At 74.2% G+C, this 15,902-nt stretch carries 15 protein-coding genes; 6 read left to right on the top strand and 9 right to left on the bottom strand.

Translation table 11 applies throughout. From position 1 onward, the window contains the following. Positions 1-3: 3 nt before the first annotated feature. From tilS to dacB, 3 genes are all read right to left on the bottom strand, one after another. Positions 4-957: a tRNA lysidine(34) synthetase TilS gene (gene tilS, locus OG218_RS17305; RefSeq protein WP_442906521.1), complete on the bottom strand. Its 954-nt coding sequence runs from the start codon at positions 955-957 to the stop codon at positions 4-6. Continuing rightward, positions 954-2,120 (bottom strand): zinc-dependent metalloprotease, encoded by a 1,167-nt coding sequence (locus tag OG218_RS17300; protein WP_328294473.1) that lies wholly within the window; start codon positions 2,118-2,120, stop codon positions 954-956. The genes tilS and OG218_RS17300 overlap by 4 nt, the downstream gene beginning before the upstream one ends. 62 nt (positions 2,121-2,182) lie before the next feature. Further along, positions 2,183-3,613 carry a D-alanyl-D-alanine carboxypeptidase/D-alanyl-D-alanine endopeptidase gene (gene dacB, locus OG218_RS17295; protein ID WP_328294472.1) on the bottom strand — a complete coding sequence of 477 codons (1,431 nt, stop codon included), beginning with the start codon at positions 3,611-3,613 and terminating at the stop codon, positions 2,183-2,185. 177 nt (positions 3,614-3,790) lie between these two features. Here dacB and OG218_RS17290 point away from each other — a divergent pair, with 177 nt between their 5' ends. After that, a complete protein-coding gene (locus OG218_RS17290; protein WP_328294471.1) occupies positions 3,791-4,312 on the top strand; it encodes an inorganic diphosphatase in 522 nt (173 codons plus the stop codon). Positions 4,313-4,420: 108 nt separating this feature from the next. On the opposite strand, the gene OG218_RS17285 is transcribed toward OG218_RS17290, so the two are convergent. After that, on the bottom strand, positions 4,421-5,698 hold the full coding sequence (locus OG218_RS17285; RefSeq protein ID WP_328294470.1) for a C40 family peptidase: 1,278 nt from the start codon (positions 5,696-5,698) through the stop codon (positions 4,421-4,423). Between the two features lie 189 nt (positions 5,699-5,887). On the opposite strand from OG218_RS17285, the gene OG218_RS17280 reads away from it, so the two are divergent. Then, a complete protein-coding gene (locus OG218_RS17280) occupies positions 5,888-6,328 on the top strand; it encodes a MerR family transcriptional regulator (RefSeq protein WP_328294469.1) in 441 nt (146 codons plus the stop codon). Positions 6,329-6,400: 72 nt separating this feature from the next. Beyond that, positions 6,401-6,703, top strand: a complete 303-nt coding sequence (locus OG218_RS17275) for a hypothetical protein (protein WP_328294468.1) — start codon at positions 6,401-6,403, stop codon at positions 6,701-6,703. Here OG218_RS17275 and OG218_RS17270 read toward each other — a convergent pair. Genes OG218_RS17270 through OG218_RS17260 form a run of 3 tightly spaced genes read right to left on the bottom strand, consistent with a single transcriptional unit; the run spans position 6,691 to position 9,984 of the window. After that, positions 6,691-7,563 (bottom strand): SMP-30/gluconolactonase/LRE family protein, encoded by an 873-nt coding sequence (locus OG218_RS17270; RefSeq protein ID WP_328294467.1) that lies wholly within the window; start codon positions 7,561-7,563, stop codon positions 6,691-6,693. The two genes, OG218_RS17275 and OG218_RS17270, sit on opposite strands and share 13 nt — an antisense overlap. A 52-nt stretch (positions 7,564-7,615) precedes the next feature. Further along, the gene (locus OG218_RS17265) at positions 7,616-8,314 is read right to left on the bottom strand and encodes a response regulator (protein ID WP_328294466.1); all 699 of its coding nucleotides are present in this window, start codon (positions 8,312-8,314) and stop codon (positions 7,616-7,618) included. Continuing rightward, entirely contained in the window at positions 8,311-9,984 is a 1,674-nt protein-coding gene (locus OG218_RS17260; protein ID WP_328294465.1) for a sensor histidine kinase, read from the bottom strand. Before OG218_RS17260 ends, OG218_RS17265 begins: the two co-directional genes overlap by 4 nt. 38 nt (positions 9,985-10,022) lie before the next feature. Between OG218_RS17260 and OG218_RS17255 the strand changes: the two genes are divergently transcribed. After that, on the top strand, positions 10,023-11,375 hold the full coding sequence (locus tag OG218_RS17255) for a cation:dicarboxylate symporter family transporter (protein ID WP_328294464.1): 1,353 nt from the start codon (positions 10,023-10,025) through the stop codon (positions 11,373-11,375). 42 nt (positions 11,376-11,417) lie between these two features. On the opposite strand, the gene metX is transcribed toward OG218_RS17255, so the two are convergent. After that, complete coding sequence (gene metX / locus OG218_RS17250; RefSeq protein WP_442906520.1) at positions 11,418-12,596, bottom strand: homoserine O-acetyltransferase MetX; 1,179 nt, start codon at positions 12,594-12,596, stop codon at positions 11,418-11,420. A gap of 92 nt (positions 12,597-12,688) precedes the next feature. Next, positions 12,689-14,023, bottom strand: a complete 1,335-nt coding sequence (locus tag OG218_RS17245) for a bifunctional o-acetylhomoserine/o-acetylserine sulfhydrylase (RefSeq protein WP_328294462.1) — start codon at positions 14,021-14,023, stop codon at positions 12,689-12,691. 353 nt (positions 14,024-14,376) lie between these two features. Between OG218_RS17245 and OG218_RS17240 the strand changes: the two genes are divergently transcribed. Together OG218_RS17240 and OG218_RS17235 are read left to right on the top strand one after the other, a co-directional pair. Then, entirely contained in the window at positions 14,377-14,742 is a 366-nt protein-coding gene (locus OG218_RS17240; RefSeq protein WP_328294461.1) for a hypothetical protein, read from the top strand. A 140-nt stretch (positions 14,743-14,882) separates the two neighbouring features. Next, a complete protein-coding gene (locus OG218_RS17235) occupies positions 14,883-15,896 on the top strand; it encodes a zinc-dependent alcohol dehydrogenase (protein WP_328294460.1) in 1,014 nt (337 codons plus the stop codon). The last annotated feature ends 6 nt before the right edge of the window (positions 15,897-15,902 follow it).

Here is a 15,902-nt window from a genome sequence, read left to right as displayed (position 1 = left end):
TGTTCAGCGGTGGGGGGTGAGCACGAGCCTGCCACACGCGCGGACACCGCTCGCACCACCCGGCAGGTGGACGGCCCCCTGCCCGTGCCAGTCCAGGAGCAGCGCCTCGAGGGCGTCGACGTGCGCGGCGGTGAGGGCGCCCGCCGGGCAGCCGACCGCGAGCGCCGCGGTGCGCAACCAGCGGCGACGCAAGGCGGGCAGGGCCCCGACCAGGTCGGTGACGGCGGCGGACCCCCCGGTGAACGGCGAGGAGTCGGCGGCGAGGGCGTCGAGGGCGTCCGCGTCGTCCCGGGCCGCGCGGGCGGTCCGGGCCAGGGCCTGGGCGACGCCCGGCCCGAGCCGGTCCTCGAGGACGGGGAGGACGTCGTGGCGCACCCGGGAACGGGTGAAGGCGGGGTCGGTGTTGGCCGGGTCCTCCCACGGTTGGAGGCCCTCGTCGTGGCAGGCCCGGCGCACGAGGGCGCGGGTGAGCCCGAGCAACGGCCGGCGGAAGATCCCCCGAACGGCGGGCATCCCGGCGAGGCTGCGGGTCCCGGAGCCGCGGGCGAGGCCGAGCAGGACGGTCTCGGCCTGGTCGTCGAGGGTGTGGGCGAGGAGGATGGCGACGGCTCCGAGCTCGTCGGCGGTGCGGGTGAGGGCGTCGTAGCGCGCGGTCCGGGCCGCGGCCTCGGGGCCACCCGCCGCTGCGACGTCGACCCGGACGCCGACGACGGGGTCCAGCCCGAGGCGACGTCCCTGCGCCTGGACGTCGCGCGCCACCGCGGCCGAGACCGGGTGCAACCCGTGGTCGACGGTGACGAGCCCGGCGGAGCGCGCCTCGAAGGCCGTGGCCGCGGCGAGCGCGAGCGAGTCGGCGCCCCCCGAGCAGGCGACCAGCACCAGCCCGGCGGGCACCGCGCGCAGGTCCCGGCGCACGGCGACCCGCACCGCCGCGACCGCGGGAGGGGGCCCGCTCAGCCGTGCACCCGCGTGACCCACGCGGCGGGCTCGCCGATCTCGGCGGGCAGCGGGAGGTGCTCGGGGCCGGTCCAGACGACGTTCAGCCCGTCCCAGCCGACGCGCGCGACGACGCCGCGGACGAACTTCGCGCCGTCGGCGTACTGGCGGGACTTCGCGTCCAGGCCGAGCATCCGGCGCACGACCTGGTCGAAGGACCCGCCGCCCTTGCGGCGCTTGGTGAACCGGGACCGGATCTGGGCGACGGAGGGCACGACCTGCGGGCCGACGTCGTCCATCACGACGTCGGCGTGCCCTTCGAGCAGCGACATGACGGCGACGAGGCGGGCGACCCGTTCGCGCTGGCCGGGGGTCTGGAGCAGGTCGGCGAGGCCGATGCCGCTGCCTTCGCCCGTGCCGCGCAGGACGTCGGGCAGGGACTGCAGGACGCCGCTGAGCCGCTCCCCCATGTCCCGCGGCTGGGCGAGGAGGTCGGCGGAGAGCTCGCGGGCCTCGGTGGTGACCCAGCGGCGCAGCCAGGGGTGCGCGCCGAACTGCAGCCGGTGCGCCTCCTCGTGCAGGCAGACCCAGCGGCGGAAGTCGTGGGGGTCGACCTGCAGGTCGCGTTCGACCTGGACGACGTTCGGGGCGACGAGCAGCAGCCGGCCGGGCTGCTCGTCCTCGATGCCGGCGAAGACGTCGAACTGGCCCAGCACCCGGCTGGAGAGGAAGGACAGCAGGCTGCCGAGCTCGGCGCCCGTGGTGCGTCGTCCGACGGCGGTGGCGGCGCGGTCGACGGCGGCGGCGGGCCGCCCACCTCCCGGCCGGACGGGGACGACCACGGGCCCGAGCAGCGAGCGGAAGGCGTCGACGTTGGCGCGGGCCCACGAGGCGCGGTCGACGACGAGCGCGGGCGGCATCGGTTCGGGGGAGGTCAGGTGCGCGGTCCGCGCGACCGGTCCGGCGGCCTCGGCGGCCGCGAGCCGCAGTTCGGCGACGACGTCGTCGATCTCGTCCCGGCCGAGCCTGGGGCCGGGACGGACGAGCCGGGCCGCGACCTGGGCCGCGAGGTCGAAGTCGACCAGGTCGACGACGGCACGTCCACCGGGCTCGTCCTCCCCGGGACCTCCCGGGCTCCCGCCGCCCTCTGCTCCGTCGGTTCCGGAGTCCGCCCGTGCACGCATGCACGCACCGTACGCGGCGGCTACGACGTCCGTGATCAGACGTCCGTGATGAGACCTCGTCGCTACCGGCAGCCGCAGGCGAGGAGCGCCGTGGCGAAGCGGTCCTGGGCGCGGCGCGCGGAGGCCGAACCGCCCGGCGCCACGCTGTCCGACATCACGGCGAAGGCCAGCAGCCGGCCGTCGGTGTCGCGGACGTAGCCGGCGAGGCTGCTGACCCCGGTGAGCGTGCCGGTCTTGGCCCGGACGACTCCCGCGGCGGCGGCCGAGTCGGGTTGGTCGTAGCGGTCGAGCAGCGTCCCGCTCACGCCTGCGACGGGCAGACCCGCTGCGACGGAACCGAGTTCGGGGTGCTTCCCGGCGGCGACGAGGACCAGCACGTCGGTCACGACGCGGGCTGGGATGCGGGTGTCGCGGCCCAGGCCGCTGCCGCCCTGCAACGCGGTGCCGCTGACGTCGAGGCCCAGCGCGGCGATCTGGTCGACGACGGCGCGGGAGGCGTCGTCGAAGGTCCCCTGCCGGTCCGTGGCCAGGGCGACGCGACGGGCGAGGACCTCGGCGAGGGTGTTGTCGCTGGTCGTGAGCATGAACTCGACCTGCTCGGCCGTGGTGGCCGAGCGCACGCTCGCGATCGTCGCCGCGCCGGGCACGGCCGAGGCGCGGACGACACCGCCGCCCGGGTCGAGGACCTGGACACCGTGCGCAGCGAGGGCGGCGGCGAAGGTGCGGGCCGCGGCGAGCGCCGGGTCGGGGTCGCGGGGGGCCGTCTCCCCCGCGGCGAGGCGGCCCTCGTCGACGGCGAGCGGGGCGATGGGCGCGACGAACCCGGCGGCGACGTCGCCGCTGCCCCACCCGGGTGACGTGGTGGGACCGGAGAAGGCGGAGTCGTCGAGGCGGACGGCGACGGCGGTGCGGCCCGCGGCGAGCAGCTTCGTCGCGGTGGCGGCGGCGAGGTCGTCGAGGCCGGCGTGCCCGTCGACGGCGTCGGGGTTCCCCGCGCCCGCGCCGAGCAGGACGTCGCCCCCGGCGAGCAGGACGACCTCGTCGGGGGTCGCTCCGTCGACGACGGTGGTGGCCGCCCGGGAGGTGGGTCCGAGGGCGCGCAGGGCGGCGACGGCGGTGAGGACCTTCGTCACCGAGGCGGGGGTGCGGGGTACGTCGACGCCGTCGGAGAGCAGGTCGTCGCCGGTGAGGGCGTCCCGGACGCTGGCGGACACCTCGGCCCCGAGCGCGGGGTCGCCGAGGAACGGGGCGAGGTCACCACCGAGGACGGCGGGGTCCGGGCGGGGGGCGTCGGGGTCCAGCGCGGGCAGGACGGCCTGCGGGTCCTGGGCCGGACGGGTGGCGGCCGGAGCGGTCGGCAGGGCCGGCGCGGTGGGGGCGGGAGTCGTGGTCAGCGGACCGGGGACGACCCCGCCGGCGTCGAGCCCGGCGTAGCCACCGGCCAGCACGAGCACCGTGGCGGCCGTCACGGCGGCGGTGGCGGCCTTGCGCACGCGTCCGGTACTCCCGTTCCTCGTCCTGGGTGGCGCAGCGGTCCGTCACCGGGGTGCCACCCCGAGTTCGTCCGCGACCGCCGGTCTGCGCGACACTAGCGCGCACCCCCGGCGGAGCAGACCCTCCGGTCGGGCGAAGACCAGACGGGGTCCCCGGGCCCCGACGAGAGGAGCCACGTGAGCACCCCAGTCGAGTTCGACGCGACCATCGAGATCCCGAAGGGTCAGCGCAACAAGTACGAGGTCGACCACGAGACCGGGCGCATCCGCCTGGACCGCATGCTGTTCACCTCGACGCGCTACCCGCACGACTACGGGTTCATCGAGGGCACGCTGGGCGAGGACGGGGACCCGCTGGACGTCCTCGTCATCCTCGAGGAGCCGACGTTCCCCGGTTGCCTCATCTCCTCGCGCGCGATCGGCATGTTCCACATGCGCGACGAGGCCGGCGGCGACGACAAGATCCTCGCCGTCCCCGCGGGCGACCCGCGCTGGGAGAAGATCCAGGACCTGGAGGACATCTCCGAGTTCGACCGCCTGGAGATCCAGCACTTCTTCGAGACCTACAAGGACCTCGAGCCCGGCAAGAGCGTCGAGGGCGCGAACTGGGCCGGTCGCGCGGAGGCCGAGAAGGAGATCGCGGCGTCGTACGAGCGCGCCAAGGGCACGTCCTACGAGGCCGGCGCCGCCAAGCACTGAGGCTTCGGCCCGGTTCCGCTGAGGGATCGTTGCCTCCCCGATGTCGTCCTGCGACCTCGGGGAGGCAACGATCCCTCTCGCGTTCGCGGCCCGGGGGGGACGCGGAGGTCAGGCGGGGCGGGTGCCGTAGGGCATGAGCCCGGAGCGGTAGATCGAGGAGGTCCGCACGTTGGCGCCGGTGTGCGGGGCCTCGACCATCGTCCCGGGCGCGATGACCATGCCGACGTGGTGGATCGTGCCGGGGTTGGCGGTGTCGGTGGCGTAGAAGACGAGGTCGCCGGCTTCGAGGTCGGAGAGGTCGACCTTGGCCTCGCCGCTGTACTGGATGCGCGAGGAGTGCGGCAGCCCGACCCCGGCGGCCTGCCAGGCGCGCATCGTCAGCCCGGAGCAGTCGAAGGAGTCGGGGCCGTCACCGGCCCACAGGTAGGGCTTGCCGAGCTGCGCCAGCGCCCAACCGACGGCGGTGTTCGCGCCCGCCGTGGGTCCGGCGGCGCGGCGCACCGGGGCGCTGCCCGCGGACCCGCCCGGAGACGACGAACTGCGCACGGACGGGGCGGAGGCGGCCCGGGCTGCGGCGGCGGCCTGCGCGGCGGCCGCGGCCTGCGCGGCGGCGGCCGCCGCGGCCTGGCGTTCGGCCTCGAGGCCGGCCTGGCGCTGCTGCTCGAGCGCGACGGTGGTCTGCTGCAGCTGCGCGAGCTGGGCGACGAGGGCGTCGGTCTTGGCCTGGGTGCCCGCGACCACCGCGTCGGCGGCGTCGGCGGCCTTCTGCGCGGCCTTCTGGGCCTTGGCGGTGGCGTCGGTGGCGTCCTGCTGGGCCTGCTTGGCCTCGGCGGCCCGGGCTGCGGTGCTCTCGGCGAGGGTCTTCGCGGCGGCGGCCTCGGCCTGGACGTCGGCGCGGCCGCCGGCGAGGTGGTCGAGGGTGGCCTTGCCGTCGACGTAGTCGGTGATGGAGCCGGAGGCGAGGACGGACGTGAACGAGGAGTAGTCCCCGGAGGACCCGCGGTAGGTCTGGGAGGCGAGCTGGCCGACGGCGATCCGGGCCTTCTCGTAGGCCTGCGCGGCGTCGGCGGCGGCCTGCGCGGCGGCGGCGGCCTCGCTCGTGCGCTGCTCGAGCAGCGCGCGGGCCTCGTCGTAGTCCTCGGTCGCGACGGACAGCGAGGTCTGCGCGGCGTCGAGCTGGTCCTGCTGGCTGTTCAGCTGCGCCTGCAACGAGTCGACCTGCGCGGCCGTGGCGTCGGCGGCGGCCTTCGCGGCGTCGACGTCGCTCTGACTGGGGTAGACCGGGTCGGCCAGGGCCGGGCCGCCCACCGCGATCAGCGGGACCGCAGCGGTCAGGGCCAGCAGCAGGGTGCGGCGGGCTGTGCGACCCTCAGTCACGATCGTCACCCAGCGTAGTCAGTCGCGTCACAGTGTGCAGGTTAACCACCAAACGTCCCGTGCGGAACACCCCGGGCCCCGCGCGTCGGTACCTGCCTCCGGGGGAACCATCCCGCGGACGGGCAGAACGGGGGCGACCTGGCCGTTACGATCGACTGTCGTCCCGGCGACGCCCGTCCGTCGATCAAGGAGATCTCGATGCCCGAACTCATGCAGATCGGCGAGGTCGTCGAACGGGTCGGCTACAGCTTCCGCACCATCCGCTACTACGACGAGATGGGTCTGGTCACCCCGACCCAGCGCACCCCCGGCGGGTTCCGGCTCTACACCGAGATGGACGTCTACCGCCTCCTCGTCCTCAAGCGGATGAAGCCGCTGGACTTCTCCCTCGACGAGATGCGTGAACTGCTGCAGGTCCTCGACGCCCTCGACGGCCGGCTCCCCTCCGAGACCCCGCGCGACACGCTGTTCGAACGCCTCGACACCTTCCGCGCCGCCGCCGACGCCCGCGTCGAGAAGCTCCGCGAGCGGCTGATGATGGCCGAGGAGTTCGCGCAGCGACTGCGCGACGAGGCCGCCGGGCGCACCGACGGCGGCTCCCCCGCCCCCGAACCCCCCGTCCGCGAGACCACGCCCTGACCCCTGGTCCTGCTGGGGGTTCCGGCGGGATCACGACTCAAGGGCCCGACGCGGACGGCCGACGACGGGGGTGTGACCCTCCGCCGCGCGCTGCCCGTCGTGGTGACGGCCGCGCTGCTGGCGCTCGCCCTGGCCGTGCTGCTGCGTCAGCCGACGCCGAGCACCGCCCCCGGCACGGTCACCCGCGCCGCCCGGACCGAGGTCTGCCTGCGCACCGCCGGGCACGACGTCTGCCTGGACCGGGAGCACGTCGACCACCTGGGCCTGTCCGGACTGCGCCCGGGGGACTGCGTCGCCGCGACCTGGACCGGCGACCTCCTCGTCGCCGAGTCCCTGGTCCGCGTCGTGCGCAGCGCCTGCGCTCAGCCCGCGTAGGGCAGCGCCGGCAGGCCCTTCACCCCGGGCACGAAGCGGAAGATGCTCCCGGCCTGGGGGTCGTCGTCGTCCGCGAGGCCTTCGCGCGACGTCGTGATGAACAGCTCGCTGTAGTCCTCGCCGCCGAAGGTGCAGGCCGTGACCTGCCGGGCACCGACCTCGACGACGGTGTCCAGCGTGCCGTCCGGGGCGTAGCGGCGGACCGCGGAACCCCCGAAGAGGGCCGTCCAGACCCCACCCTCGGCGTCGACGGTCAGCCCGTCGGGCCGGTTGCGGCCCGACTCGTCGTTGACCTGGGCGAAGGGGCGGCGGTTCGTGAGGCCGCCGTCGCGGGTGTAGTCGAAGACGTCGGTGCGACCGGTCGGGGTGTCGTTGTAGTAGGCCAGCGTCCCGTCGGGGCTCCAGCCGAGGCCGTTGGAGATCGTGACCTCCTCGACGACGATCGAGGTGGTGCCGTCGACGTCGAGGCGGAAGACCGCCCCGCGCCCGGTTCCCTTGCCGTCGGCCTGGTCGTAGGCCATGTTCCCCGCGTAGAAGCGGCCGTCGGGGTCGCAGCCGCCCTCGTTCATCCGCAGCCGGACCCGTGGGCCCCACAGCTCCGGCAGCCGCTCCAGCGAGCCGTCGGGCGCCTCGAGGACGATCCCGCGCTCCACGGCGACGACGGCTCCCCCGCCGACCCGCGGCCGGGTGATCGCCACCACGTCGCCGTAGTGCTTCCGGCTGGTCGCCCCGGACGCGTCGAGGGTGACGATGTCGCCCTCGTAGAGGTCGACGAACCGCAACCCTCCCCACGTCGGCGACCAGCACGGGCCTTCGCCGTGTCCCACGAGCCTGTCGGTGATCCGCTCCGCTGCTGCCACGCTCCGCACCTTAGGGGAGCGGGCCTCCCACCCGTCGTCGAGGGACGGGTCCTCAGAGGGCGGACGTCGGCAGGTAGGCGAGTTCGGGGCGACCGGATCCGCCGTAGCGGGGTTCGCGCCGCACCCGGCCCGCACCGGACAGGTGCTCCAGGTAGCGTCGCGCGCTGACCCGCGACAACCCCGTCACCGCGGCCACCTCGGTCGCTGACAACCCTTGCGCCGCAGGTGCTTCCCGTAGCGCCGCCACGACGGCCAGCAACGTCGGCGCGGCGATCCCGCGGGCGGGGCCGGCGGCGGTGCGCAACTGCGAGAGCGCCTCGTCGATGGCCTGCTGGTCGATGCCGTGCTCCCCCGAGGCGGCGACGACGTCGGCCCGGAACCGCGCGTAGGCGAGGAGTCGTTCCTCCAGCGCGGCGGCCGAGAAGGGTTTCAGCAGGTACTGCACGACCCCCATCGACAACGACGCCCGCACGGTCGCGGGTTCGCGGACGGCCGTCACGGCGATGACGTCGGCGGGGACGGCGGCGGCCCGCAACGCGCGCAGCACCTGCAGCCCGTCGACGTCCGGCAACGTCATGTCCAGCAGCACCAGGTCGATCGGGGTGTCCGCACCGGCGGCGCCGACGGCCGCGAGCGCCTCCCGCCCGGAGTGCACGGCGGCGACGACGACGAACCCCGGGATCGCCGAGACCTTCTCGGCGTGCCCGGCGGCGAGCACCGGGTCGTCCTCGACGACGAGGACCCGGATCACGTCACCACCCCGCACGCCACCCCGCACGCCACCCCGCACGGGAGTCGCACCACGATCGTCCCGCCGCCGTCGTCGAGGGTCACGGGTTCCTCGACGGCGATCGTCCCGCCGTGGCGGCGCACGACCTGCCCGACGAGGGCCAGCCCGAGCCCGTGGGTGCCCTCGGGGGCCAGCCGGTTCTCCTTGCGCGACCAGCCGCGGCGCATCGCCCGCTCCAGCCAGCCGGGCGGCAGGCCCTCCCCCGAGTCCGTCACCCGGACCTCGACGGCTCCCCCGCCCCCGGTGATCCGGACCCGCACCCAGCGGGGTCCCACCCCGTCCAGCGCGGCCTCGACGGCGTTGTCGACGAGGTTCCCGACGACGGTGACCAGGTCGCGCGCGGGCAGCAGTCCGTCGGCGAGCGCCGTGTCGGGTTCGACCTCGAGCTCGACGCCGCGTTCGGCGGCCTGGGCGGACTTGCCGATGAGCAGTGCGGCGACGGCCGGGTCGGCGACGTCGGCGACGACGAGGTCGGTGAGCTGCTGGGCCGCGGCGAGCTCGGAGGTGGCGAAGGCGACGGCGCGTTCGGGCTGGCCCTGCTCGACGAGGGTGACGACGACGTGCAGCCGGTTCGCGGCCTCGTGGGCCTGGGAGCGCAGCGCGTCGGCGAGACCGCGGACGGCGTCGAGGTCGCGGGTCAGGGCCTGCAGCTCGGTGTGGTCGCGCAGGGTCACGACGGTGCCGACGCGGCGGCCCTCCCAGCGGGCGTCGAGCCGGTTCACGACGAGGACGCGGTCGTCGCTGACCTGCAGGTCGTCGACGACGTCCTCGTCGGCGTCGAGGAGGCGCTGCACGGCGGGCGGGATCTCCAGCTCCCCGTCGGGGGCGGTGGGCAGCAGCCGGCGGGCCTCGTCGTTGACGACCTGGACCCGCCCGGCGGGGTCGAGGACGACGAGGCCTTCGCGCAGCGAGTGCAGGACGGCGTCGTTGACCTCCCAGAGGCGGGTCAGGTCGGTGGGTTCGAGACCGTGGGTGCGACGGCGGACCCAGCGCGAGAGCGCCCAGCTGCCCGCGAACGAGAGCCCGAGGGCGAGGGCGAGGGCGAGCAGCAGGACGGGCAGCCGGTCGAGCAGGTCGGCGGTGACCGAGCGGGTCGTCACCCCGACGGCGACCGCGCCGACGACGGCCCCGCCCTGAGCGCGGACGGGCAGCACGGTGCGCACCGAGGGGCCGAGGGTGCCGGTGTAGGTCTCGACGACCTCCCCGCCGGCCAGGGCGGAGGCGCTGTGGCCGAGGAACGGTCTGCCGATCTGGCTGGGGTCGGGGTGGGTCCAGCGGATCGCGTCGCGGTCCATGACGGTGATGAAGTCGACGCCGGTGGCCGTCCGGACGGCCTCGACGTGACGCCGGATCCCGGCGCGGTCCGCGGTCGCGGGGTCCTCGAGCCCGGCCTGCACGTCGGGCGACTGCGCGACGGCGGCGGCGACGTCGGTGACCTCGGTGGTGGCGTCGCGGCGGGTGTCGCTGCGCAGCTGCCAGCCCAGGGCGGCCGTCGCGCCGAGGACGACGACGAGCACGACGAGCAGCTGCAGGACGAGGACGCGCGAGGCGAGGGTCCAGTGCCCCGGCCGGTGCCCGCGTTCGTGAACGAAACGACCGGAAGCGGGACGTGACGGGGTCGGTGTGACCACGATCACCTCCAGCATCCGAACGTCACCGAGAGGGTCCCATGAGCACTGGCGCTCAGAACCAGACGGTCAAGCGTGACCGCACGCACTTCCTCTACATCGCGGTGATCGTCGCCGTCGCCCTCGGCATCGCCGTCGGTCTGATCTTCCCCGACGTCGGCAAGGAGCTGAAGCCGCTCGGGACGGGGTTCGTCGCCCTGGTGAAGATGATGATCGGGCCGATCATCTTCTGCACGATCGTCCTCGGGGTGGGTTCCGTCCGCCAGGCCGCGTCCGTCGGGAAGGTCGGCGGGACGGCGCTGCTCTACTTCCTGGTGATGAGCGGCTTCGCCCTCGTCATCGGCCTCGTCGTGGGGAACCTGCTGCCGGTCACCGACCTGCAGCTCACCGACGACCTGAGGAAGGCCGGGCCCGGCCTCGTGCCGAAGTCCGAGACGCAGGGGACCTCCGGGTTCCTGCTGAGCATCATCCCGACGACGTTGTTCTCGGCGCTGACCGCGGGGTCGGTGCTGCAGGCCCTGTTCGTCGCCCTGCTCGTCGGTTTCGCGATCCAGGCGCTCGGGGAACCCGGTCAGGTCGCGCTGCGCGGGGTCCAGACGATCCAGAAGGTCGTGTTCAAGGTCCTGTCGATGATCATGTGGGTCGCCCCCATCGGGGCGTTCGGCGCGATCGCGGCCGTCGTCGGGGAGACCGGCGTGGACGCGCTGAAGGCGCTCCTGACGGTGATGGTCGGCTTCTACGTCACCTGCGCGCTGTTCGTGTTCATCGTCCTGGGCCTGATGCTGCGCATCGTCGCGAAGATGTCGATCTTCAAGCTGCTGCGCTACGTCGCCCGGGAACTCCTGCTCATCGTCTCGACCTCGAGCTCCGAGACGGCGCTGCCCCGGCTCATCGCGAAGATGGAGCACCTCGGGGTCTCCAAGCCGACCGTCGGCATCACCGTCCCGACGGGCTACTCCTTCAACCTGGACGGCACCGCGATCTACCTGACGATGGCCTCGTTGTTCATCGCCAACTCCCTCGGCCAGCCGATGTCGGTGGGCGAGCAGGTCTCGCTGCTGGTGTTCATGGTCATCGCCTCCAAGGGCGCCGCCGGGGTCTCCGGCGCCGGCCTCGCCACGCTGGCCGGTGGCCTCGCCTCGCACAAACCCGCGCTGCTGGACGGGGTCGGGCTCATCGTGGGGATCGACCGGTTCATGTCCGAGGCCCGCGCGGTGACGAACTTCATCGGCAACTCGGTGGGCACCGTCGTCATCGGCACCTGGACCCACCAGATCGACCACGCCCGCGCGACGCGGGTCCTGGCCGGGGAGATCCCCTTCGACGAACGCTCGATGGACCCGACCCACACCACCACCGACGTCCGCGACGGGGCGCAGGTCCCCACCGCCTGACCCGACCGGTGATCTCGCTGGGACCACCGGCGGGATCACCGGTCAGCGGGTGCCGAGGGCCAGCGTCTCGAGGACGAGCGGCGCGATCTGGTCGGACTCGAGCAGGAACCCGTCGTGCCCGGAGACCGACGTCACCACCCGCAGCCCACCGACGGCGGCGGGGGCCACGGCGACGATCCGGCGCGAGTCCTCGACGGGGTAGAGCCGGTCGGAGTCGACGGCCACGACGACCAGCGGCACGGTGACGGCGGCGAGCGCCTGCTCGGTCCCGCCGCGCCCGAGGCCGACGTCCCAGGTGTTCATGGCGTCGGTGAGGGCGACGTAGGAGCCGGCGTCGAAGCGTCGCACGAGCTTCTCGGCGTGGTGGTCGAGGTAGCTCTGCACGGCGTAGCGGCCGGGTTCGCGGGGCGCGAGCGGGTCCTCGCCGAACTGCGCGGAGCGGCCGAAGCGGCTGTCGAGCTCGGCGGCGCTGCGGTAGGTCAGGTGCGCGAGGCGGCGGGCGAGGCCGAGGCCGACGTGCGGACCGTGCCCGTCCGGGGCGCCGTGGTAGTCGCCGCCGCGCCAGCCCGGGTCGCCGAGGATCGCCGCGAGCTGGGCGCTCTGGGCGCCGATCTGGTCGGCCCCGGAGGCGGCCGTGGTCGCGAGGACGAGCGCGGACCCCACGCGGTCCGGTTGCGCCGCAGCCCATTCCAGCGAGCGCATGCCTCCCATGGAGCCGCCCAGGACGGCGACGAAGCGGGCGATGTCGAGGACGTCGGCCAGGCGGGCCTCGGCCGCGACCTGGTCGGCGACGGTGATCCGCGGGAAGGCCGAACCCCACGCCCGGTCGGTGCCGGGGCGGGCGGAGGAGGGGCCGGTCGAGCCCTGGCAGCCGCCGACGACGTTGGCCGCGACGACGAAGTACCGCTCGGTGTCGAGGGCCTTGCCGGGCCCGACGAGCGTCGACCACCAGCCGGCGGTGGGGTGGCCGGGCCCGGCCTCACCGGTGACGTGGGCGTCACCGGTGAGGGCGTGCTCGACGAGGACGGCGTTGGAGGCGTCGGCGTTCAGCGTGCCCCACGTCTCGTAGGCGAGCCGGACCTGCGGCAGGACACCGCCGAGCTGCAGCGGCAGGTCCCCGACGTCGGCGAAGCGCCGGTGGCCGGCGAAGTCGCCCTCGCGCCACGCCCCCGAGGCCGGGGGCCCCTTCGACGACAGCGCCCGCGACGCCTGCTCCGGCACCTCTTGGACGAGTTCCTGCGTACCCACCACGTCGACGACCACCACTCCCGCTCGACCCCCTGATCGGTCCCAGTGTCCCTGACGCGCGGGCGTCAGGCGGTCCGGGACGTGGTGGCGGCAGCGGCGGAGAACCCGACGCGGAGGTCCGCGAGGATGTCGTCGATCTTCTCGATCCCGACCGCGAGGCGGACCAGGCCGGGGGTGACCCCCGCGGCGAGCTGGGCCTCGGGGGTGAGCTGGGAGTGGGTGGTGGAGGCGGGGTGGATGACGAGGGAGCGCACGTCGCCGATGTTGGCGACGTGGCTGTGCAGGACGAGGGCGTCGACGAACGCCTTCCCGGCGGGGAGGCCGCCGGCGATCTCGAAGGCGAGCACGGCCCCGGACCCCTTGGGCGCGTACTTGAGCTGCTGGGCGTGCCAGGGCGAGGACGCCAGCGCGGCGTAGTTCACCGAGAGGACGTCGTCGCGGGCCTCGAGGAACTGCGCCACCGCGAGGGCGTTCTCGACGTGGCGCTCGACCCGCAGCGACAGCGTCTCCAGCCCCTGGGCGATGAGGAAGGCGTTGAACGGCGCGACGGCCGGGCCGAGGTCGCGCAGCAGCTGCACCCGCAGCTTGGTGAGGTAGGCGGCCTTCCCGACGGCGTCGGTGAAGACGACCCCGTGGTAGCTGGGGTCGGGGGTAGTGAGGCCGGGGAAGCGGCCGGAGGCGGCCCAGTCGAAGTTCCCGGAGTCCACGACGGCGCCCGCGACGGACGTCCCGTGCCCGCCGAGGTACTTCGTCGCGGAGTGGACCACGATGTCGACGCCGTGCTCGAAGGGCCGGATCAGGTAGGGCGTGGCGATGGTGTTGTCCACGATCAGCGGGACGCCGTGCTCGTGCGCGACCCCCGCGACGACCTCGAGGTCGAGGACGTCACCGGCGGGGTTGGAGATGGTCTCGCCGTAGAACAGCTTGGTCTCCGGTCGCACGGCCGCGGCCCACGAGGCCGCGTCGTCGGGATCCTCCACGAAGCTCACCGTGATGCCCATCTTGGGCAGCGTGTGGTGGAAGAGGTTCTGCGTGCCGCCGTAGAGGCGGGGGCTGGCGACGAGGTGGTCGCCGGCGGAGGCGATGTTGAGGATCGCGAGGGTCTCCGCGGCCTGCCCGGAGGCGACGAGCAGCGCGCCGATCCCGCCCTCGAGGGCGGCGATGCGCTGCTCGACGGTGTCCTGGGTCGGGTTCATGATCCGCGTGTAGATGTTGCCGGCCTCGGTGAGCCCGAACAGCGCGGCGGCGTGGTCGGTGTCGCGGAAGGCGTAGCTGGTCGTCTGGTAGATCGGCAGCGCGCGGGCCCCGGTGGTGGGGTCGGGGGTCTGCCCGGCGTGGACCTGGAGGGTCTCGAAGCTCCAGGTCGACGGGTCGACGGCGGGAACGTTGTCGCTGGTCACGGGGGGTCCTTCGGTTCGCTCGGATGGGGTGCGGGCGCTCTCAGGAGCGCCGACACCACCCGTCGAACACGTACGGACGTCGGCCCGGCCAGAAGGGGTCGAGGACGACCAGGCGCGGGAGCACGCTCCGATGGTGCCGCCGGGACGAACCCCGAGGCAACCTCGGGAACGCGTCGTCACCTCCACGGCGGCGGTTCCGGTGACCGAGATCAACTGAGAGTGTTGTCACGAACACGCGGCGGAATCGTGAAGAGTCTGGCAGGCTGACCTAGCAACGCTCTGCGATTGCACGATCACGGTCTGCTCCTTCTTGGGATCACCTTCAGCACCTACTACTCAACCGTGGAGCGTCGATGGACGACCAGCGCACCCCCACCGGGGACAGCGCGGCCCAGGTGGCCGACGACTCGATCCAGGTCATCCGCTGGGACGCCCCGCCCTGGGCGTCGCGCGGGCTCGAGGTCGAGGGTGGCTGGCTGCACAGCTACCAGGCCCAGACGGTCCCCCTCGAGGGTGACGAGGGCGCCGAACGCCCCTGCCCCGTGCGCCTGGAGTCCACCGACCTCGCCTACGCCGAGAACGGCCAGACCGTCCTGCGCCGCTTCGGCCCGCGCGTCTTCATCGGCGACATCGCGCAGCTCTCGCTGCCGGAGGCGCAGAGCCTCGTGACCGCGCTGAGCGACGTCATCGAACGCGCCGAGGGCCACCCCTCCGTCTGATCTCTGCCGCTGCGGGTGGGCGAGGGGGATCGTTGCCTCCACGGTGTCGTCGAGCGTGATCGTTGGCGCCAACGATCCGACCCCGTGACACCGCTGGGCCAACGATCCGACCCGGCACGCGGGACGGATACCTTGCCCCCATGACGCAGCGCACCGGCCGGGCGGTCCGGATCACCGAACCCGGGACCCTCGAACTCCTCGACGACGTGACCGTCCCGGACCCCGGCCCGGGCGAGGCCCTCGTCCAGGTCGCCTACTGCGGCATCTGCGGCTCCGACCGCGAGGTCTTCGCCGGCACCCGGCCCGCGGAGTTCGTGCGCTACCCCGTCGTCCCCGGTCACGAGTGGTCCGGCACCGTCGTGGCCGTGGGCGAGGGCGTCCCCGACGGGATCGTCGGGCGCGGGGTCGTGGGTCAGGGCATCCGCACCGCCGAGGGCACCCCGGCCTCCGTCGCCGGCGACACCGACGGCTGGCCGCAGGACTACGAGGAGACCGGGTTCACCCTCTCCGGCGGGTGGGCCACGTGGCTCACGCTGCCCGCGCGCTACCTGCACCTGCTGAACGAGGGCGCCGACCTGCGCGCCGCCGCCGGCATCGAACCCGCCGCCTGCGTGGCCGAGGCCGTCCTGCTCGCCGACGTCACCGTCGGCTCGAAGGTGGCGGTCATCGGCGCCGGCACCCTGGGGCTGCTGTGCGTGCAGCTGCTCAAGGGCGCGGGCTGCGAGGTCACCGTGGTCCACCACAACGACGAGCGCCGCGAGCTCGCCGCGACCTGCGGGGCCGCGCACTACACCGGTGACGCCACCACGCTGGACGCCACCTTCGACGCCGTCATCGAGGCCGCCGGTGTCCCCGGCATCGCGCGCACGGCCGTCCGCCTGGCCCGCCGCGGCGGTCGCGTCGTCCTGACGGGCATCCCCGCCACCGACGCCGACGACCTGTCCGCGCTGGAACTGGTGTCGCGCAACGTCCACGTCCTGACCGTCTTCGGGGCCCCGACCCGGGCCTGGGCCTACGCCGTCCGGGCGTTCTCCACCGGTGTCCTGGACCCCACACCGCTGATCACCCACGAGTTCGACATCGCCGACGCCCAGGCGGCCCTCGACGTCCTCGCGGCGCGCACCGGAGCGCTGAAGGTCCTCCTCAAGCCCTGACCTTCT

It is taken from the genome of Kineococcus sp. NBC_00420, assembly GCF_036021035.1.
Classification (GTDB): domain Bacteria; phylum Actinomycetota; class Actinomycetes; order Actinomycetales; family Kineococcaceae; genus Kineococcus.
Note: the sequence above shows the minus strand (reverse complement) of the source record. Positions and strands in the feature narration are given on the sequence as shown.

Coding starts and splice junctions, on each gene's coding strand:
- OG218_RS17300 (WP_328294473.1), bottom strand. CDS start 2,120: ATGCGTGCACGGGCGGACTCCGGAACCGACGGAGCAGAGGGCGGCGGG.
- OG218_RS17280 (WP_328294469.1), top strand. CDS start 5,888: ATGCCCGAACTCATGCAGATCGGCGAGGTCGTCGAACGGGTCGGCTAC.
- OG218_RS17255 (WP_328294464.1), top strand. CDS start 10,023: ATGAGCACTGGCGCTCAGAACCAGACGGTCAAGCGTGACCGCACGCAC.
- OG218_RS17240 (WP_328294461.1), top strand. CDS start 14,377: ATGGACGACCAGCGCACCCCCACCGGGGACAGCGCGGCCCAGGTGGCC.
- OG218_RS17235 (WP_328294460.1), top strand. CDS start 14,883: ATGACGCAGCGCACCGGCCGGGCGGTCCGGATCACCGAACCCGGGACC.